The sequence below is a fragment of the ANME-2 cluster archaeon genome (assembly GCA_014237145.1).
Taxonomy (GTDB): domain Archaea; phylum Halobacteriota; class Methanosarcinia; order Methanosarcinales; family Methanocomedenaceae; genus Methanocomedens_A.
In genome coordinates, this window is sequence record JAAXOC010000080.1 from 1 (window position 1) to 21,069 (window position 21,069).

At 46.0% G+C, this 21,069-nt stretch carries 18 protein-coding genes; 10 read left to right on the forward strand and 8 right to left on the reverse strand.

The genetic code is table 11. The features are described 5' to 3' along the window. Positions 1-396: 396 nt before the first annotated feature. Both HF974_10205 and HF974_10210 read left to right on the forward strand, forming a co-directional pair. The gene (locus tag HF974_10205; GenBank protein MBC2698679.1) at positions 397-966 is read left to right on the forward strand and encodes a GMP synthase subunit A; all 570 of its coding nucleotides are present in this window, start codon (positions 397-399) and stop codon (positions 964-966) included. Beyond that, positions 963-1,247: a hypothetical protein gene (locus HF974_10210; GenBank protein MBC2698680.1), complete on the forward strand. Its 285-nt coding sequence runs from the start codon at positions 963-965 to the stop codon at positions 1,245-1,247. Before HF974_10205 ends, HF974_10210 begins: the two co-directional genes overlap by 4 nt. A 496-nt stretch (positions 1,248-1,743) precedes the next feature. Here the strand turns inward: HF974_10210 and HF974_10215 are convergent, their stop codons facing one another. Beyond that, the gene (locus HF974_10215; protein MBC2698681.1) at positions 1,744-2,769 is read right to left on the reverse strand and encodes a class I SAM-dependent methyltransferase family protein; all 1,026 of its coding nucleotides are present in this window, start codon (positions 2,767-2,769) and stop codon (positions 1,744-1,746) included. Between the two features lies 1 nt (position 2,770). Next, positions 2,771-3,832, reverse strand: a complete 1,062-nt coding sequence (locus HF974_10220) for an NMD protein affecting ribosome stability and mRNA decay (GenBank protein ID MBC2698682.1) — start codon at positions 3,830-3,832, stop codon at positions 2,771-2,773. 322 nt (positions 3,833-4,154) lie between these two features. Here HF974_10220 and HF974_10225 point away from each other — a divergent pair, with 322 nt between their 5' ends. After that, positions 4,155-4,295, forward strand: a complete 141-nt coding sequence (locus HF974_10225; protein ID MBC2698683.1) for a hypothetical protein — start codon at positions 4,155-4,157, stop codon at positions 4,293-4,295. Positions 4,296-4,428: 133 nt separating this feature from the next. Here HF974_10225 and HF974_10230 read toward each other — a convergent pair whose 3' ends face one another. The 5 genes from HF974_10230 to HF974_10250 all read right to left on the reverse strand — a co-directional run bounded on the left by HF974_10230 (position 4,429) and on the right by HF974_10250 (position 12,502). Then, the gene (locus tag HF974_10230) at positions 4,429-5,886 is read right to left on the reverse strand and encodes a TrkH family potassium uptake protein (GenBank protein MBC2698684.1); all 1,458 of its coding nucleotides are present in this window, start codon (positions 5,884-5,886) and stop codon (positions 4,429-4,431) included. A 3-nt stretch (positions 5,887-5,889) separates the two neighbouring features. Further along, positions 5,890-7,347, reverse strand: a complete 1,458-nt coding sequence (locus tag HF974_10235) for a TrkH family potassium uptake protein (GenBank protein MBC2698685.1) — start codon at positions 7,345-7,347, stop codon at positions 5,890-5,892. Between the two features lie 40 nt (positions 7,348-7,387). Beyond that, positions 7,388-8,839 (reverse strand): TrkH family potassium uptake protein, encoded by a 1,452-nt coding sequence (locus tag HF974_10240; GenBank protein MBC2698686.1) that lies wholly within the window; start codon positions 8,837-8,839, stop codon positions 7,388-7,390. Between the two features lie 12 nt (positions 8,840-8,851). Beyond that, the gene (trkA, locus tag HF974_10245; GenBank protein MBC2698687.1) at positions 8,852-10,183 is read right to left on the reverse strand and encodes a Trk system potassium transporter TrkA; all 1,332 of its coding nucleotides are present in this window, start codon (positions 10,181-10,183) and stop codon (positions 8,852-8,854) included. A gap of 96 nt (positions 10,184-10,279) precedes the next feature. After that, entirely contained in the window at positions 10,280-12,502 is a 2,223-nt protein-coding gene (locus HF974_10250) for an ATP-dependent DNA helicase (GenBank protein ID MBC2698688.1), read from the reverse strand. Positions 12,503-12,594: 92 nt separating this feature from the next. Here HF974_10250 and HF974_10255 point away from each other — a divergent pair, with 92 nt between their 5' ends. From HF974_10255 to HF974_10275, 5 genes are all read left to right on the forward strand, one after another. Continuing rightward, positions 12,595-13,752 (forward strand): LL-diaminopimelate aminotransferase, encoded by a 1,158-nt coding sequence (locus HF974_10255; GenBank protein ID MBC2698689.1) that lies wholly within the window; start codon positions 12,595-12,597, stop codon positions 13,750-13,752. Positions 13,753-13,821: 69 nt separating this feature from the next. Then, a complete protein-coding gene (locus tag HF974_10260) occupies positions 13,822-14,559 on the forward strand; it encodes a circadian clock protein KaiC (protein MBC2698690.1) in 738 nt (245 codons plus the stop codon). 260 nt (positions 14,560-14,819) lie between these two features. Beyond that, positions 14,820-15,128 carry a translation initiation factor eIF-1A gene (gene eif1A / locus HF974_10265; protein MBC2698691.1) on the forward strand — a complete coding sequence of 103 codons (309 nt, stop codon included), beginning with the start codon at positions 14,820-14,822 and terminating at the stop codon, positions 15,126-15,128. A gap of 6 nt (positions 15,129-15,134) precedes the next feature. Then, entirely contained in the window at positions 15,135-15,953 is an 819-nt protein-coding gene (locus HF974_10270; GenBank protein MBC2698692.1) for a serine protein kinase RIO, read from the forward strand. Between the two features lie 32 nt (positions 15,954-15,985). After that, on the forward strand, positions 15,986-16,531 hold the full coding sequence (locus HF974_10275; GenBank protein ID MBC2698693.1) for an RNA-processing protein: 546 nt from the start codon (positions 15,986-15,988) through the stop codon (positions 16,529-16,531). 94 nt (positions 16,532-16,625) lie between these two features. On the opposite strand, the gene HF974_10280 is transcribed toward HF974_10275, so the two are convergent. Next, positions 16,626-18,173, reverse strand: coding sequence for a hypothetical protein (locus tag HF974_10280; protein ID MBC2698694.1), 1,548 nt, complete (start codon positions 18,171-18,173; stop codon positions 16,626-16,628). A gap of 376 nt (positions 18,174-18,549) precedes the next feature. Between HF974_10280 and HF974_10285 the strand changes: the two genes are divergently transcribed. Then, positions 18,550-20,640 (forward strand): minichromosome maintenance protein MCM, encoded by a 2,091-nt coding sequence (locus HF974_10285; GenBank protein MBC2698695.1) that lies wholly within the window; start codon positions 18,550-18,552, stop codon positions 20,638-20,640. A 31-nt stretch (positions 20,641-20,671) separates the two neighbouring features. Continuing rightward, the gene (locus HF974_10290; protein ID MBC2698696.1) at positions 20,672-20,962 is read left to right on the forward strand and encodes a DUF424 family protein; all 291 of its coding nucleotides are present in this window, start codon (positions 20,672-20,674) and stop codon (positions 20,960-20,962) included. The last annotated feature ends 107 nt before the right edge of the window (positions 20,963-21,069 follow it).

A 21,069-nucleotide genomic window follows, 5' to 3' on the forward strand; every position in this document is an offset into this window, starting at 1 on the left:
TGTGATAATTTCAATGAAGTACCGGCTGATATTAGTACGAACAGCACTCCTATCAGTGCAAGTGGCACCCTGGCATCTTCGTTTTTCCATAATCTCATTATTGTCCAAGCCTGAGGTATGGGCTGGGATGAATGTAGTTAAGATTTATGATTGATTTTTTATATAAAAATGAGAATATATATTTAGAGGCAGGATCAATCTAAGTCTTACCATGCTGCTTAACATGCTGTATTGTGCGTCCCTGCACTCTTTATTCATGCATGAAAGCCTGTAGATCATATACATTTCTAAATATACACTTTTTCACATCAAATATGAGCAGTGAAGTGTTTTTAAGATCATCATTTCCGGTAAAAAGATAGATTTATCAATTACCCTGATAACTATGTTGCAATTATGAGTGACCTGAAGATCCTTGTAGTAAACAACTACGGCCAGTTCTGCCACCTCATCCACAGGGCTGTGCGCGACCTGGATATAGAGAGCAACATTATTGCCAATACCCTTAGCAATGAAGAGATACTTGCAATGGAACCTGACGGCCTTATCATCAGCGGCGGGCCAAGCATAGACCGCGTAGGCCGGGCTGAAGAGATGGTGCAGGAACTTGACCTGCCCATACTTGGCATCTGCCTGGGTCACCAGTTGATAGCAAGGGCCTGCGGCGGCGAGATTGCCACAGGACACAAGGGCGGGTATGCTGCCGTCCAGGTGGAGATAATAGATGAGGATGAAATATTGAAGGAACTGGGACCCAGCACCATTGTATGGGCGTCCCATGCCGATGAGGTCACAGGCCTGCCGCCTGACTTCGTGCAACTGGCCCGCAGTGATGTGTGTGAGATCGAGGCCATGCGGCACAAGACCAGGCCGCTGTTCGGTGTGCAGTGGCACCCTGAAGTAAGCCATACCGAAAAAGGGGATGAGCTTCTCTTGAACTTCTTCAGGGTGTGTGATGGATATTGAACAGCCTGGTGATGGATACCGGGTATAAATTCAAGACTACAAAAGGAACACACCTATTCCTGCATGAAGTGTATGAACAGGACGTGGAAGGGGTAAACTTTTTTATCGACAACAACAGGGACCCCTGCGGTATCGTGATACTGCGATTTAAAGGGCTGGCCGACATCGCGGGGCTGGACACACTGGCGAAACATCTTGAAGGGGAGCGGATGTACTTACCCCGTGACTGGCGGGTACAGTTTGTGGATTATGAGATGGTGTTTATTGAGTGTATAGAGTAGAGGGAAATAATTATCGGAATATTTCCCTGTTAGTTGAATATATAGCCTGTTTGTGCAGAAGTTGAAGGATTCACTGTGCTTTAAATTGCTCATGTTTACCCGATGGTTTAGTCGACTCCAAAACTTTAATAAAATCTCCCTGAACACATATTCGCTTGACATCAGCGATTGGTATAGCAGGTCCCCTTCTTATTTCACGGTATTCTTTTCGGAGTCCTGGAAGATCCTTCACAAACGGGCTTAGAGAACATCCAAGATATTCTGTGTCAAATAAAAATTTTTTCAGATTGGTCTTATTATGTAGTGTATACACACAACATGATGTGTAACCTTTTCTGTTTTTATCGTTAAGCAATTCTGGGGCGCAGGCTAAGCTTTTCTAATTAAGAATGAAGTGGGTAATTTAGGAAGTTACAACCCATTCCTTTCGCTATGGCTATGTACCTTCCAAGAAAAGATGGTATTTATCACTATCAATAATTAACGGCGGCACAATTCATGTTATCATGGCATCTACCACCACATGCCATACGCCCGGAGAATATTTCTTGATCCTGTGCCAGTCCAGTATTTCAGCCCGGCGGCCCTGTTTACAGGCTTCGTCCCTGATCTGGCCAGTGGGTTTGGACGGTACCAGGTGTACAGGCACGGTATCATGGTAGTGCAGGATTCCCCCGGATCTCAGCGCTTTTATACCATATTCGAGATAATGACGGGTATTACCCACATACCCCATTATCACCCGGTCTGCTGATAAGACCGGTGTCATTTCAGCACAATCCCCAAGTACCGGGTCCACAATTCCCTCAACGCCATTGAGCCGAATATTCTCCACAAGGTAATGGTAGGATTCGGGATTTATTTCGATGGCAATTATTTTATCAGGATGTGAGTGAACCGCTATTGGTATGGTGAAATACCCGATACCTGCGAACATATCCACCACAACATCACCTTTCCCCAGCCGGCTCATCCTCATCTTCTCCTGCAAATTGCCCTTACTGAACATAACCTTAGTAACATCCAGCCTGAACCTGCATCCATTCTCGTTATGCACCGTAATGGCAGGGTCATCCACCCAATCCCTGACAACCACCAGTTCCCGTCCGGGACGCCGCAGTTTTCCACTTATGCCCTTGTCCAGATATACGCTCTTGCAGTTCGGGTATAGCTTAAACATTGCATCACCCACTTGTTTTCTCTCCGGATACAGGTCACTGTGCAGGTAAATGACAACAATATCACCGATCATCTGCCAACCCCCTGGCAGCAGTGCCAGTTTATCATTATCCAGATGCGCCCTCATCAGGTCCCTCAGAGTGGGTTCAGGTTCGTAGTATTTAGCATCATCAGGCCAAACGACCGGGTAAGACTTAAATTCAGGCGGGACCGCCCCGGTAATTGGGATTTCCAGGTGCTTCCCCCTTTTAGATAATTTACGCTTTGTATCCAGGCACCCCTGCTCAAGCAGTCTCAGCCTGACAGCTTCTGCTTGCTCTTTTGGTACCACCAGCGCCTTCATTTCATTCATTTTCCTGATATGGCGGCAATATGAATACTTCATCACTGATAATAACGATCCTGATATCCTCACCGCCCCTGCCGGACAGGTGTGCCGGTTTTTTCAATGTTACGGGCTTGAATGTCGTAGGATGCATTACCTGCACGATATCATCTTCTACCGAAATCAGCACCGTATCCACTGCATCTCCCATATCTGCGATCTTCACAGCATCCTTTAACCTGTTGGTATTCTCAGAGAACTCCAGCCCGGACCCGAGAAGCAATCCTGATGTCCTCTTGCCGGAATGCCTGATAAGTACGGTATCTCCGCCTGCATTGATAATATCACCGGGTACGAACCTAGGCAGCCTTAGACTGTATGTGATCCTGTAGATATCCTTGCCGTCCTTTTTACCAACCAGGGAGGGGGATTCCGAATAACTGCACCCGAAACGTTCGGCTGCCAGTTTGCATGCCTGCCGTGCAGAACTGTTGGAACCAATATATACATCCGTCCCTTCAGGCAGTTCATCGACTTTTGTGATAAAAGCCAGCCGGTATCCTTTCCTGTACTGCCGCTCGATCACTTCTTCAATTAACTCAACAAGCTGCAACTGTTCTTCTTCATCCGGAAAGCGCCCTTCTGCCCTCACCTGGACCATTGCCTCGTAATAGCCACCTGCTATCCGGCTGCAGGTGTCGCAGGTCTCTCTTGAGACCCGCACTTCTGTTTTGAGTGCTGCATTGGTCCTGATTTCCTTGACGCTGGCATCTATCCTGATGCCTGCATGGTATATGGACGGGTCGCTATTGGTGAGATCGATCGAGACATGTGCGTCCCCTGCATCGGAATTGAGCTTGAGTGCTTCTTTGATCCCTTCCTGTATGACATCTTCAAGTTCAGCAGTATTTCCTTCCCAGTGCCCGCCTTTTTTCACTGAAGCGCATAAAGGGCAGATAATAGTGCGGACTATATGGGGTATCCGGGCCAGGGTAAAGGTTTTGAGAAAGCAGTCCTTACATCTGCCATTTATTAGGTTGTCTGCGGGACGGCCGCATATGGGGCATGCCAGATTTTTCATATCTTCCTTTTTATAGGGGTTTGATAATATGGTTTTCTATACAGGATACAAGATATCCTTGTGAACATGGAGTACACCCCAAATACCGTACTTTAGGTTCGTTTTACTAAAGGGACACATGCCCCCTATATCACTGGCAAGAGTTGTAGACGAAAGGGGCACAATTCCAGAAGTAAAGAGAAATTGAAGAATACGGCAATCATTATTGATTCACAAAGTGGAGGATTTTGGGAGGTCAGTCCCCAAAAAATCCAGAACGTTTGATCTTGTGGAAAATAGTGACTATTGAAGGTAAGAAAAGTCATTTGAAGGTGGGTCAAAATTGGTGGGAAAAAAGGTCAATTTTCAACGGCAATCTTCACGCAGCTTAGAAGTCGTCCAGGTCAAAGACCACAAACCCCTGTTCATGCAGCTTCTCCTTGCCTTCTATGTGCTTTGCAATGATACTCTACATACCAGGTAGTATACATACCATACATATTAATCCTGCACAGGTCTGTATATTTCATTTATCCCTGCTACTGCAACTTATCCCTCTACTTCTCTCCTCTGTAATGAATGGGAAATCACAAAAAATGCAAAACTTACCCACCCGCTCACTCCCTCCAGAACCCTGGTATCAGCAGCACCAGCACCGTGAAAATCTCAAGCCTGCCGATCCACATATTGGCAATAAGCACAAGTTTCCCCAAAACAGGTATGGCACTGAAATTAGAACTTGGCCCCACAAGGTCAAATCCGGGCCCGATATTGCCCAGCGTCGCAATGGATGCCGAAACAGCGCTGACCTTCTCAATTCCCATCAAGCTAAGTATGAACGTGCTGGTCATGAACACCAGTATATACAGTATAAAGAACGAGAAGATACTGTTCATCACATCCTCAGGCACCACCCGCTCACCCAGCCGGATGGGCCGCACCAGCTTTGGCTGGAGCGACTTGAACAGTTCCCGGTACCCGTACTTCAACATCAACAGCAGCCGCACCACCTTGATACCACCTGCCGCGGAACCTGCACTGCCTCCAATGAACATGAGCATGAACAGTACCATGCGGGACGAGTCCGGCCATGTGTTATAATCAAATGTGGCATAACCCGTTCCGGTCAGTATGGACAATACATGGAATATGGCATACCTGAAGGATGTGCCAATCTCCTCAAACGTCCCTGTCATCCAGAGAGTCACAGTCAGCACCAGAGCGGCAGAGACCACAATGAAACTGTAGAACTTGAACTCGCTGTCTTTTAGCAGGCTTCTATGGTCCACATATATCACCCTGTAATGCAGTGCAAAATTGGCACCTGCCACGAACATGAAAAATACAATGATCCCCTCGATAAGAGGACTGTTGAAAGCTGCAATAGAATCTGCCCTGGGTGAGAACCCGCCGCACGCTATGGTAGTAAAGGTATGGGTCAGGCCGTCGTATACCCCCATTCCTGCACCCAGCAGTGCAATGAACTGTATCGCCGAAAGGACCACATACACCATCCACAGTATCTTGGCTGTCTCCTTGAGCCTGGGCTTAAGTTTATCTTCAGTGGGCCCTGGCGCCTCTGCCCTGAACAACTGCCGGCCCGCCACTCCCAGTTTGGGCAGGATGGCCAAAAACAGCATAATGATACCCATGCCGCCCAGCCACTGTATGAAACAGCGCCAGAACAGCAAGGCCTTTGAATGGGACTCGATATCTGTCATAATGGTAGCGCCGGTGGCGGTAAATCCTGACATGGACTCGAACAGGGCATCCACCGGATGCATTCCGCTCAGCAGGAAGGGCAAAGCGCCAAACATTGCTGCTGACAGCCAGGCAAAAGCCACTATACAAAAACTTTCCCGGTTCCTGAACTCACCGCTGCTGCGATTGGTATATTGCAGCACAAGCCCCACTGAGGTTGTGACCAAAAACGAATATGTAAAGACCATAACAGATGGGAACTGGGCCGGGTCCTGCCTGGAATAATAATATCCCACAAGTGCCGGGATAAGCATCATAACCCCAATATACTTCAGGATAATTCCCAGGATGTTAAGGACAACTTTAAATCTCATCCCTCACTCCTTCCAGAACCCTGGGATCAGCAGCACCAGCACAGTGAAAATCTCAAGCCTGCCGATCCACATATTGCCAATAAGCACAAGTTTCCCCATATCAGGTATGGTACTGAAATTAGACCACGGCCCCACAAGGTCAAAGCCTGGCCCGATATTACCCAGCGTCACAATGGATGCCGAAGCAGCGCTGATGGCCCCAACACCCAACTCGCTCAATATGAACGTACTGGTCATGAACACCAGTACATACAGGATAATGAATGAGAAGATACTGTTCATCACATCCTCAGGTACTACCCGCTCACCCAGCCGGATAGGCCGCACCAGCTTTGGCTGGAGCGACCTGAACAGTTCCCGGTATGCGTACTTCAACATCAACAGCAGCCGCACCACCTTGATCCCGCCTGCAGTGGAACCTGCACAGCCTCCAATGAACATGAGTATGACCAGCACCATGCGGGACGAGTCCGGCCACGTGTTAAAATCATGGGTGGCATAACCCGTTGTTGTTATTATAGACAACACCTGGAATATGGCATACCTGAAAGATGTGCCGATCCCCTCAAACGTCCCCGTCCTCCAGAGTGTCCAGGTCAGCGCCGCAGCGGAAGAGACTACAATAAAACTGTAGAACTTAAACTCACCGTCCTTTAGCAAACTTCTATGGTCCACATATATCAGCCTGTAATGCAGTGCAAAATTAGCACCTGCTACGAACATGAAAAAAACGATGATCCCCTCGATAAGGGGACTGTTGAAAGCTGCAATGGAATCGGCCCTGGGTGAGAACCCGCCGCACGCCATGGTAGTGAAGGTATGGGTCAGGCTGTCGTACACCCCCATACCGGCCAACCACAGTGCAATGAACTCAACTGCTGAAATGACCACATACACCATCCACAGTATCTTGGCCGTCTCCTTGAGCCTGGGCTTGAGTTTATCTTCAGTGGGCCCAGGCGCCTCTGCCCTGAACAACTGCCGGCCCGCTATTCCCAGTTTGGGCAGGATGGCCAAAAACAGCATAATGATACCCATGCCGCCCAGCCACTGCATGAAGCAGCGCCAGAACAGCAAGGCCTTTGAATGGGACTCGATATCTGTCATAATGGTGGCACCTGTGGTGGTAAAACCTGACATGGACTCGAACAGGGCATCCACCGGATGCATTCCGCTCAGCAGGAAGGGCAAAGCGCCAAATATTGCTGCCAGGAGCCAGGCAAAAGCCACGATGCCAAAACTCTCTCTGTTCCTGAAGTCATCGCTGCTGCGATTGGTATATTCCAGCGTGAGACCCACTGAGGTTGTGACCAAAAACGAATATATAAAGACCATAACAGATGGGAACTGGGCCGGGTCCTGCCAGGAATAATAAAATCCCACCAGTGCAGGGATAAGCATCAAAGCCCCAATATACTTCAGGATAATTCCCAGGGTGTTAAGGACCACTTTTAATCTCATTGTATAACCCACTCTTAACGTAATTTATATGATAAGTTCTTTATCCAAAACGCCGCAGCAATAATTTGAGCGTCACAATAATGGGTATGATCTCAAGCCTGCCTATCCACATGTTGAATACCAGCATCAGTTTACCGGCCCACATCATATCAGGCGACGTTATGCCCGTGGACAATCCCACATTGCTCTGTGCCGATACCACCTCAAATATAACATCATCAACATAGTACGGCGGTGGTGCGATATGCAGCATTACGAAAATACCCACAAACAGGAATAACACCCATAAGAACGAGATGATGGCTGCTTCATTGAGCTGTGCACCCATTTCATCATCAGACAGTACCTTATCCCCGAACTTCTGGACCACTACTACCTCATGGGGCAGCGAGAGTTTCTTATACCACCACCCGATCCCTGCGAACATGGCGGCGGCCCTTACTATCTTGATACCCCCGGCAGTGGAACCCGCAGCACCTCCGATCAGCATCAATAGAATGATTACAAGTTTGGCATTGGGTGCCCAGGTGTGTATGGTGGCGGTCTGCAGGCCTGTACAGGTCAAACCTGACACTACCTGGAATACAGAATACCTGAGGGACCCTGACAACCAGTCGTAATTGGGGAAGTTCTCTGCCACAAGCAGTCCCCCTCCTATAAAGAGCAGGATTAACAGGCTGCGGCACTGCACATCTTTAAAAAAAGCACCCACGTTCCCTTTCAGGACCCTGTAATGTACCAAAAATGGAATTGCACCCATTACCATTATCGGTATCAGGGCAAGTTCTATCAATGGGTCATCATAAGCTGCGATACTTGAATCCTTTACTGAAAAGCCGCCTGTGGATATGGCGGTCATGCCGTGGTTTATGGAATCCCATAGAGGCATTCCGGCCACGAGCAGGATTAGAATGGAAAGGATCGTCAACAGGAAATATATCCACCATATCATTCTTACAGTGGTCATGATTCTGGGGAATATCTTTTCTTCCCGTCCTTCTGCACGGTACAGGTGGTACATACTGGTGCCGGGCCGGGTTATGATGCTGATTATCAGCACGATCACCCCAACTCCGCCTATCCACTGGGTAAGCGACCTCCAGAACTGGATGGTATGGGTAAGTTGTGATGGGGCCGTTATCATAGTGAGCCCTGTGCCCGTCCATCCCGAAGTGGATTCAAATACCGAATTTAAGGGGGACATGCCTTCGATCAGGATATACGGGACGCTGCCAAATAAGGGGATTACCAGCCATGCAATGGATGAGATGGCCATGGCATGCGTAAGCTGTATCTCATCTTTGGTCCTGCCTATGGATTTTAACCCCAGTCCTGCAATGCCGGCCAGAACTGACGTGACCAGCATAGCATAAATGGCTCCATATTCCAAAAATACCAGGGGCACTGCAATGGATACCAGTGCAAGCAGGCTTACTATCAGTAAGAGGCTGCCCACATCTCTCAATATAATCTTCAAGTCATTCCATGACAAAGGCGATCCGCCCTACTTGAAAAGTTCCTCCACCTTTGAAACCATTTCCAGTTTGGTGAAGACAATAACCTTATCACGTGGTTGTACCTGGACATTACCGTCAGGTATAATTATGTTACTTTCGCGTACTATTGTGCTGACAATGGCATCTTTTGGGAACTTGACACTTTTTAGTGGCTTTTTTACTATCCTGGAACCTGACCTGGCAGTAAGTTCAAGCACTTCAGCTTTTTCACCTTCCAGTGTGGCAATGGATTGAATGCCTGTCTTGAGCAGCGTGGTCTTGAGCACCTCGTTGATGGTAGCTTCCCTGGAACTCATGGCCACATCCACACCCACCATCTCGAACAACTGGGTGTATTCGGTCCTGTCCACCCGGGCCAAGACCTTATTTGCGCCCAACTGCCTGGCAAGCAGGGAGCATAGCAGGTTCTTCTCATCACTATTGGTAACAGAAACCACTGCAGCCATACCAGGGACATTTACTTCTTCCAGTATCTTCATATCAGTGCCATCACCGTTTATGACCATGATATTTGGCAGGGACTCGGCAATCATTTCACACCGCTTCAGGTCCTTTTCGACCAGTGTGATGTTAAAGTCATTTTTCCGAAGCAGCTCAACCAGGTAGAACCCAACAGTACCGCCTCCTACTATCAGCACTTTTTTGCTCAGGTTGCTGACCTCGAACCATTTCCTTATCTCCTGTATGGCCTCTTCCTTGCCTATCATTACCACACGGTCACCTGAGCGGATGATATCGCCCCCTCCCGGAATGATGACATCGGAATCCCTGAATATGGCTGAGATCATGCTGCACTGGGGAAATTGTATCTCTTTAAGTGTTTTGTTCACCAGCACATTCCCGTCATTTACTTTGAACTCGATCATCTTGACCATTCCTCCCACAAAATCCTGGACATCAACAGCCGAAGGTATCGAAAGTATCTGGTACATTGCATAGGCAAGGGAAAGTTCGGGACAGATCATGATGTTCATGCCCACTTGTTCTCGCATGGTCACAGGTTCATTTATATAATCAGGGTTGCTGACCATTGCAATGGTCTTGGTTCCGTTTTTGGTCAGCAGCTTGGCTCCCATACTGGCTACGATATTGAGTTCATCATGATCGGTTACAGCTACTACCAGATCTGATTTTTCAACTCCCGCTTGTTTCAGGATCTTTATATCAGCACCATTGCCCTGGATAATCTGTACATCAAGACCCATTACCTGCCCTAAGGCATCTTCATCCTTTTCAATAATAACCACTTCGTGGTCTTGATAGAGCGCTTTGGCAAGATGATATCCAACATCACCGGCACCGATGATAATTATGTGCAAACATGTCACCTAAAAATGTATTAGAACAATTAACAGTTTTATAAGAGTCATGAGATTACCATAATATGTTAAAAGCCTATCTATCCGGTAATATCACTAAAAATCTATGATATTCTGCTGTCCTGTACCCTTTCCTGTCTGGTCATGATCTCCATTTGGCTCCGGTTCCACATCAATCCCAAGCTGCCTGAGGGTATTAGCAGCTATCTTCGGCCCGATAATATCAGCCAGTGCTTTGAATTTTTCCTTCCTGATAGCTTCGATATCCTTATATCCTGCATTATAGAGCTTCCTTGCCCGCACACGCCCGATACCCTTTATCTTGATAATGGGCAGCAGTTCCTTAGCTGCACCATAGGATATGCGCTCCACCAGTTCCTCTGCAAACCCCGCATGTTCGCTGCCAAGATAGGAAAATATGCGGGCAGTGGAATGCATAAGCCACTGTGCAGTGTCCGCCTGTGCCCTTATATCACCCGGACCGATATTGAACCTGCTTGTAATATCATCTTCCTTGCTTTCAGATATCCATTCCAGAAGTAACACGGCTGTCTTTACTTCAGACATGAACCACTCATACTCGCTGCTGTGCGGGGGAGGAGGAGCTACAAATTCATCATTGTGCTGCTGCACATAGTCATCCAGCCAGCTATAATCGTTATTTCTCAGATACAGGGGCCGCATATTCGGGGTATTGCAGATCAGCTGAAGCAATGTCAGTTCGGTCACGTTCACCCTGCCCAGGTGCCTCTTTCCCTCCATAATGGTACTGGCAGACATTGGGTCAATATACAACTTTGTCACCAGTTCTCCCAGTTCGGTTGGGTGCAGCCCGTCACTGTCTATTACCAAGTTGTTCGCCACAAGGAACTCTATCACTTCATCGACTACAGCCGCAAGCTTCCAGGTATCCTGCTGGTACCCAAAAAAAGTACGGCCTAAAAAATCCATCAGTTCCTCCCTGTTTTTTACAAGCCCGGTAGATACTATTGAAAGGATGTGGGTGCGCAAGGCGCTTTCGGTACCGAGTTTGGAATAGATGTCCTCGGCATTGTTGTTCACATACTGCTCAATAAGTACTTCCATTTCCTCATCAGATTTTGATATCAGCACGGACTCACCATACGGGTCAAGTCCTGGACGCCCTGCCCGGCCTGCCATCTGTTTATATTCCAGTACAGGTATGGGCACCATACCGTAGTTTGGGTCATACCGCCTGTAACTCTTGATAATAACGCGCCTGGCAGGCATGTTCAATCCGGCAGCAAGTGTGGGCGTGGATGAAAGTACCTTGATAAGGTTGTTCCTGAATCCGTCCTCTATCAGTTTTCTCTGCTCCGACAGCAGCCCTGCATGGTGGAATGCCGCCCCGCCCCTGACACATTGTGCCAGCCGTCTTGTGATCTCAGTCTCACCAGTATCCAGGACCCGGTTGGCGAGGCTATCCAGTTCTACGCTGTATTCATGTCCGGGGCTTTCTGAACTTTCTGAGCTTCCCGGGATTCCTAAGCTTTTACCAAGGGTCTGGCCAAGCCGCCTGGCACTGGCCTCAGCATTCCGCCGGCTGCTTTCAAATACAAGACACTGCCCACCTTCATCAAGGGTATCATAGACCAGGTCGGTCAGTTCATCTTTGTACTTATGCTCCACAGTACGCAGGGAATTTTGGAATTTTATTGCACCACTTAAAAATACTCCCTCCAGCAGGTCGATCGGCCGCCACTTACTTTCAACCAGTGCAGCATCAAGCCACTGCGCCATCTCCTGTGCATTTCCCACTGTGGCAGAGAGTGCGATTATCTGGACATCCGGGTTCATTTGCATGAGCCGTGCAAGGGTGATCTCAAGGGTCGGGCCCCTGTCAGGTGAATCCAGCAGGTGCACCTCATCTGCCACAATTACTGTAATATCCTTTATCCAGGATGCACCGTTGCGTATCAGTGAATCTGTCTTCTCAGAGGTTGCAACAATAATATCCCTCCTGCCCAGCCATTCGTCCCTGGAATCCAGGTCGCCTGTGGAAACCCCTGCCTGCATGTTAAGTTCCTCAAATTCCCTGAACCGTGCATATTTCTCTGATGCCAATGCCCTGAGGGGCACGATATACAGGCACTTTCCGCCATTGATGATGGACTTCAGCATGGCCATCTCAGCGATCATGGTCTTGCCCGACGCCGTGGGCACGGCTGCTAATATATTTCGCCCTTCAAGCAGTCCGGCTTCAACAGCCTTTTCCTGGGGCGGGTAAAGTTCAGATATGCCGGACTCTGTGTAGAATCCTTTTATAGCATCAGGAATGTCGATCTCTGAGATTTTCATAAATTGTGTAACTTAAAGGTTTAAGTAGATATAAAGACATTTTGCAATTCAATTCAAGCACTTCATTTTATCATTTAACAAAGGTGGAACCAATGTACTCAGAAAGGATCAACAATCTCCCTCCGTATCTTTTTGCAGCTATAGATGAGGCAAAGGCCAGAGTAATTGAAAAAGGCGTGGATGTGATAGACCTGGGTGTTGGCGACCCGGATATGCCCACACCTGATAATGTTATCCAGGCCCTGTATAGATCTGCACAAAACCCAACCAGGCATAAATACCCTTCATATACCGGCATGCTGTCCTTCAGGGAAGCCGCAGCTAAGTGGTACAAGGAACATCTGGGTATTGAACTGGATCCAATCTCCCAGGTGCTGACCGTGATAGGCTCAAAGGAGGGTATTGCCCATATTCCACTGGCATTCATAAACCCCGGAGAGATTGCCCTGATCCCGGACCCCGCATATCCTGTGTATAAAATCGGCACATTGTTTGCTGATGGAAAGCCATGTATTATGCCTCTGCTTGAAGAAAATGGCTTTTTGCCTGACCTTGATGCAATACCCAAGGATGTAGCAAAACTGGCAAAACTAATGTTTTTGAACTACCCGAATAACCCCACATCGGCCATAGCACCTGACAAGTTCTTTGAAGAGGTAATTGAGTTCGCAAAAGAGAATGAGGTCATCATCGTCCATGACAATGCCTATAGTGAGATGACATTTGACGGTTATAAGGCACCAAGTTTCTTAAAATTTGACGGCGCCATGGACGTGGGTATTGAGCTGCATTCCCTGTCAAAGACCTATAATATGACCGGATGGAGGATAGGGTTCGCTGTTGGTAATGCAGAAATCCTGGACGGTCTGGGCAAGGTCAAGACAAATGTGGATTCCGGGGCCTTTGAGGCGGTACAGGAGGCAGGTATCGCGGCAATGCAGGGTCCCCAGCAGTGTATCAGTGACATGAACAAGATATATACACAGAGGCGGGATGCCCTGATGGTGGGATTAAAGGAACTGGGTATTGATGTCAAGCCGCCAAAGGCTACATTCTATATCTGGGCTCCTGTACCTGAGGGTCATGATTCAATGGGCTTATCAAAGATACTGCTGGAAGAAGCAGGTATCGTGGCCACACCAGGCGTGGGTTTCGGTGATTATGGTGAAGGGTATGTGCGTTTTTCCCTGACCCAGTCAGTGGAACGGATAAATGAGGCTGTTGAACGAATGGGACAACTGGAATTATAGAGTAGTATATTTTGTGTTTTCCAATGGAAAATTTCATAATGAAGTATGTTAATATCTTAGTTGGTTCAAATGACAATCAAGAATGAAATTTTGGATAGGGTGGATTCAGGAATCACTGGTTACAATGATTTGTTGAACGGTGGCTATTTCAAAAAGACAGTAAATGTGGTTTCCGGGGAATCAGGGACCGGTAAAACTGTATTTGGCTCCCAATTTTTGTATCATGGTGCCCAGAACAATAAAAAATCCCTTTGTATTATGACTTCCGAATCAGCAGAATCCCTGAAAAAAGAGATGTATTCTTCATTCAAATGGGATTTATGGGAAATGGAGGAAGCAGGTAAGATAACATTTGTTGATATAGCCAACCCTGAACTCAGGTTACAGAAGACTATTGATATGGCACCTATGGAACTTATCATGAGCTTTAAGAAGCTACTTGTCCGTAAGATTGAAGAGGTAAAACCTGATAGGATATTTATTGATGCCATTGAAGCCATGTTACTTGCAATTGATTCTCCTTACAAATTAAAGACACTTGTAGATGACCTGTTCGGTGTGCTAAGAAAATATGATGTTACTTCTATCGTCACCGTAGGTACGACTTTCAATGTTGAGTCTGTTGTAGAATACGGTGCAGATTCGGTGACACGCCTTGGTCGGGTGGTTTCAGGTAACAACTTACAGCGTTCCATCTATATAGCAAAACTAAGGGGTTCGAGTACATTAAACGAGATACGTGTACTGAACATATCTAATAATGGTATCAGTATACTGGACCAATCACCCTACGCCTCTACTGTTTAGGATTAGTTGCTAAATCCTGGATTATTAAATAATTTGTACAGGCATAGGAAAGTATATACTTTCCCATAGGCTTGGAAAATGCGAACGAAGTGAGCATTTTCTTGATCTGTCGATTGCAATATGCTGTCATAGCAACAGTAATAGCTTAGTTTTATATATCTACGTGTCAGTTTATATTAAAATAATGCAACGGTTCATTATCAGAGGAAATCATGTGAACAACTGTTTTTCTCATTTTATATAGAGGTGTTAATCTGAGTATTCATAGGAAAAAACCACCAGTACAAAATGAAATAATAAGAGTGAGGGTTCCCCGCAAACAGGATAGAGAAATTCTTGGTGTAGTTGAAAGTATGCTTGGTGCTAATAAGATAAGAGTGCGGTGTATGGATGGAGTGGTAAGACTCGGAAGGATTCCGGGAAAGATGAAAAAACGTACGTGGATTCGAGCAGGTGATATCGTTATTGTGGTACCGTGGGATTTCCAGGATGCGAAGTCAGATGTTGTATGGCGATATACCAAACCACAAGTGGACTGGCTGGAAAAAAGAGGATACCTGAAAGGATAATCCACGATGGTCGACCTGGACACTACGTCTTCAAAACAACTGAAAACGTTTGACGATAAACTTGATGAGTTCAGAAAGAGGATCAAGGATTCTGACGATTTTAAGGTCAAGGATGAGGTTTTTGATACAGCTACGTTGATGGCCCTGTACAAGCTTTCATCAAAGGGATACCTGGATGCGCTTGGGGGTACAGTAAGTACAGGAAAAGAGGCAAACATCTTCCATGCAGTAAGAACACAGGATGATGAACTGCAGGAGTTGGCTATCAAAGTCTATCGCATAAGTAATAGTAATTTCAGGGCCATGCAGGATTACCTGATAGGTGATGTGAGGTTCAGGAACATAAGACACACCAAAAAGGATATTGTACTGGCATGGACCCGTAAGGAATTCAGGAATTTAAGCCGGGCAAAGGAGGCGGGGTTGAATGTACCCATGCCTCTTATAACCAACAGGAACATACTGGTTATGGAGTTTATCGGAGTGGAAAATATTCCCTTCCCACAACTTCGTGATTTTAACCTTGATACAGAACAGGCATCATTCGTATATGAAGCTGTTGAGGATTTCTTTGTGCGGTTGTACAGGGATGCACAACTGGTACATGGCGACCTTAGTGAATACAATATTCTGGTTGACCCTGATTCCCTGACTCCCGTATTTATTGATATGGGTCAGTCTGTGACACTTGACCACCTGAATTCAGACGAATTCCTGCGTAGGGATATCAACAATATGGCACGGTTCTTCTCCAGGTCCAAAGTGGATGTGGATACCAAAGACCTTTATGAAAAGGTAATTCGGTCCGGGCTCGACCACCAGTAATATGTGCTATTAAGTATTTTATGGGGGCTGGTATGATAGATAGCAAAACATCCACTTACATTAGAGTTCCCATGGACAGGGTCGGCGCAATAATCGGACCTGAAGGGAGCATTAAAGATATTATTGAGAAAAAGTCCACTTCAAAACTTGATATTGACAGCCAGACAGGGAGTGTTGAGGTCATTAGTCCCGAAGACCCGCTGATGGCAATGAGGGCAGGAGAGGTAATAAAGGCTATAGGACGGGGTTTTAGTCCTGAGAAGGCCCTTCGCCTGTTTGATGATGATATGCTTATCCTGGAAATTATTGATCTGAGCCACATAGCTAATACGCCAAAGGAAATGAAACGGCTTAAGGGGCGGATAATAGGTAAGAGCGGCAAGACAAGGGAGATATTCGAGAACCTGACAGGTAGCAAGATATCGGTTATGGGAAAAACAGTGAGCTTGATGGGATACCCTGACCAGGTATTGGTCGTACGTACCGGCATCGAGATGCTGCTCAAGGGTTCTCCACACGGTCCTGTATACTCTTTCCTTGAAAAGAAACGAAGGGATTTAAAAGAGAGCAGATGGTAGGTCCATCTGCTTAATATTCATAATTATACCCCGCAGCTCTGCTGCGGTTGGGTGTGTCGGCGCAACGTTTGACTTTAACTGCTGTCCAAGTATTTTATACTGGGAAAAATATTTTCTCAACTGCTACATATTTCAGGATATAAAGTGCAGAGTTTCCAGGATAGATTATAATTTTTTCAGATCTGTATCCATTTAAGACAACTTTAATAGTGTAACCTCCCCAATCCCCAAATAGCTTTTCTTCATAATGATCAAGCCATGATTTTAACATATTGGCATTGACTACTGAGGGAGAATCATTGCCCTGTATTGAGTCACGGGGGAAATCTTTACCAATTATCCAATTATACATTTCGTCTCTGGTGATTTTCTTTTCAGGATCATCATTGTACAAAATATATTCATCTGTGGACAATTTTCTTAGGGTGTTCACATCAATAATGATCATCCTGTCAAGTACACCATATTGCTTCTGGGCAGATTCAAAAAAGAGTTTCCGGTTGGATATTTTTTCCAGCTCAGTAACTTCGATGATCTCTGATTCTCCTGTGTCCTTATGATATATACTCGCTGCTTCAGCTTCCTTGAAAACTACAACAATAAGATAATCATTGTCATCACGCAGGTCATTCATGCCAGAAGTCCAGGCATACATGGTGCCTGCAAGGGCCAGTGCGATTACCAGAACAATTACAAGTGCTGTTCGCTTGATCTTTCTAACGAACTTGTTGGGTTTTTTCTCCACTTCTTTTATGATCACTACTTCTTTAGGTGGTACCTCTTTTGTTTCTTCTTTGATGACGGGGGCCGGTTCGGGTGTTGTTTCAGGCTCTTTTTTAGCAGGAATCTCTTCTTTTACTGGTATTTCTTCTTTCGCAGGTATTTCTGGTACCACTTCAACTTCTTCCTCCGGCTCTTTATCAAAAGCTGCCACGAAGTCCTCATCTGAAGCTACTTCCGATTCTTCTCCAAGTGGAGTTTCGGATGATACTTCAATATCTTCCTCTGGCTCTTTATCATAAGTTGTTACCGATTCCTCATCTGAATATTCTACCGTTTCTTCTTCAAGGGGAGTTTCGGGTGATACTTCAATATCTTCCTCTGGCTCTTTATCATAAGTTGTTACCGATTCCTTATCTGAATATTCTACCGTTTCTTCTTCAAGGGGAGTTTCTGGTGATACTTCAATATCTTCCTCTGGCTCTTTATCATAAGTTGTGACCGATTCTTTATCTGAATATTCTACCGTTTCTTCTTCAAGGGGAGTTTCTGGTGATACTTCAATATCTTTCTCTGGCTCTTTATCATAAGTTATGACCGATCCCCCATCTGAATATTCTACCGTTTCTTCTTCAAAGGGAGTTTCTGGTGATACTTCAATATCTTTCTCTGGCTCTTTATCATAAGTTATGACCGATCCCTCATCTGAATATTCTACCGTTTTTTCTTCAAAGGGAGTTTCGGGTGATACTTCAATATCTTCCTCTGGCTCTTTTTCAGAAGTTATGACCGATCCCTCATCTGAATATTCTACCGTTTTTTTATCCGGTAAATCCTCTTCCTTTCCAGAAATTGGTTCAGACCCAAGTTTTTCAGGTTTTCCCCCGGAATCCTGTGAAGTCTCATTATCCTTTTCGTTCATAATTTATCCCTCATAAATGACAATAAGTAGAATCATTAAAAATCATTTCCAGCATTGATATATAGAAAGTTATCATTTTTTATGCTTTATCAACTTTTCTATGAAGCAATGAACAATATTTCATTAATAATAATGGAGGGTACAAACGAGGGAGGGGGTGGGAGAATATAAAATAGTGTTAAACCTCGTCTGTACACTTAATTATTATAAATTTATTGTCTATAAGTATTTCGTACAAACACGAACAAAAAACGTGAAATATAACACCCCCTTATTTCCACTGGAGCAAAAAACAACATCGAGAGAATATTTTCACCCCGCTCTCTCTATAGAAACATTCATATCCAATTACCCGTCATAAAACAGATTAATTAAAATGACCGAACATTCATCTGAACCTGTCTGGGAAGAATTCTATAAGCGTTATTACTGGGAGCAACTGCTATCCCTTGCAGGCATTTATCCGGAAAGTAAGAGCCTGGTAATTGAATTTCCTGACATTGAAAGATATGACCTGGAACTTGCAACAGAGCTACTGGAAACACCTACTAAAGTACTGGATGATGCCAATAATGCTCTTCGGAAGATAGACCTGCCAATGGATGTAACCTTAGAGGATGCCTACATAAGGATTATCAAGCTCTCTTCAAGGATAGATATACGCCTTCTAAGGAGCGAAAATATTTCGAAACTGATCGCTATTGATGGTATAATCAGGAAGGCTACTGAGGTCAGGCCCAAACTGGTCAGGGCAGCATTTGAATGCCAGAGGTGCGGCCATATAACAAATGTTTTCCAGAGCGGCAATAAGTTCGTACAGCCCTTGGAATGTGAGGATGAGCAATGCGGCAGGCAGGGTCCGTTCAAATTGCTTGTAAATGAATCTATTTTCGTGGATGCCCAGAAGCTCAGGCTGCAGGAATCCCCTGAAGACCTGAGGGGCGGTGAACAACCCCAGACACTGGATATTGACATTGAGGATGACCTGTCAGGACTGGTGGCCCCAGGGGACCGTGTGACCATTGTGGGTACACTGAGGAGTTACCAGAGAGAAAAGAACCAGATCAAAAGCACTTACTTTGACCTGGTACTGGACGGACTGTCGATCGAACGGGAAGACCATGAGTTTGATGAGATCAAGATCACACCTGAAGATGAAGAGTTGATCAGGGAATTGGGCGGTTCACCTGATATTTATGACAGGATGATATCCTCTATCGCTCCCAGCATCTTTGGCTATGAGGAGATAAAAGAAGCTATGGCACTGCAGTTGTTCTCAGGAGTGGCAAAACATTTGCCTGACGGGTCAAGGATCAGGGGTGATATTCATATGCTGCTGGTGGGAGACCCTGGTATTGCAAAATCCCAGCTTTTACGCTATGCAATAAAATTATCGCCCAGGGGCATCTACACTTCGGGCAAGGGCACTACATCTGCCGGTCTTACTGCAGCGGCAGTTAAGGATGATTTCGGTGACGGGCGGTGGACGCTTGAAGCCGGCGCACTGGTACTGGCAGATAAGGGCATGGCAGCAGTGGATGAAATGGACAAGATGGCAAAGGAAGACAGGAGTGCTCTGCATGAGGCCATGGAACAGCAGACCATAAGTATTGCAAAGGCTGGCATACTCGCCACTCTTAAGAGCCGATGTGCCCTGCTGGGTGCGGCCAATCCCAAATTTGGCAGGTTCGACAAGTATGAGAACATTCCACAGCAGATCAATATGCCTCCTGCCCTCATCTCCAGGTTCGACCTTATCTTCATACTGACTGACGAGCCCGGTAAGAAAAGGGATACGGATATTGCCGAACATATAATGAAAGGGCACTATGCGGGAGAGATCAATGCCCAGTTCCAAAATGTACAATCATCACCTGTCACCCAGAACCAGATCGATGAAGCTATGGAGGTAATCCAGCCATCCATTGACCCGGAATTGATGAGAAAATATATCGCTTATTCCAAACGTAACATCTTCCCTGTCCTGGAGGGCGATGCCAGGCAGATGATCATTGATTTTTACCTCAACCTAAGGAACCAGGGGTTATCCGATCCCAATTCTCCTGTACCTGTTACTGCCAGACAGCTTGAGGCCCTGGTCCGCCTGGCAGAGGCATCAGCAAGGATGCGGCTAAGTAATGTTGTGACCACAATTGATGTGAACCGCATTATCAGGATAGTGAACGAAAGCCTGAGGCAGGTTATGACCGACCCCGAAACAGGGAAACTGGATGTCGATATGATCAGTACCGGTATGGCAAAAAGCCAGCGTGACCGGGCCAAGTTGATCCGTGATATTATACGTGATCTCCAGCAAGAACACGAAGGGAAAGCACCAAAGGATGAAGTGTTCCAGCGTGCCTCAGAAGCCGGGATAGATGAGGATAAGGCAGAGGATATAATCAAGAGGCTTAAAAGGGAAGGGGCCATCTTTGAACCAAGGAACGGCTACTTAAAATCAACATAAGGTTTAATAGTTTATAATCCAAGCTGTGACTATGTATATCAAAATATATGAAACTGAAGTGTCGGTGCTGGTAGCAGTTTGTGATCGTGATCTTATAGGAAAAACCTATAGGGACTCAGGACTGAAACTTGAAGTAACTGAAGAGTTTTTCAAAGGGGAATTGGTTGATGCTGCCCGGGTGCAGACAGCTCTTCTCCAAGCCACCACCGCAAATATTGTTGGAGAACAGAGTGTTGTTGCTGCCATATCCTGCGGGGCTATAGAACCGGAATGTGTAATCATCATTGGCGGTATACCCCATGCCCAGATGTTTTGTGTGTGAACTCAATAGAAACCGTCAAATTAGCATTTTGACTTAAGAAACTATCTGTTTTTTTTAGATAGCCTGAATTTATCTTCACATCAAACGTTGCGCTATTAATGACTACC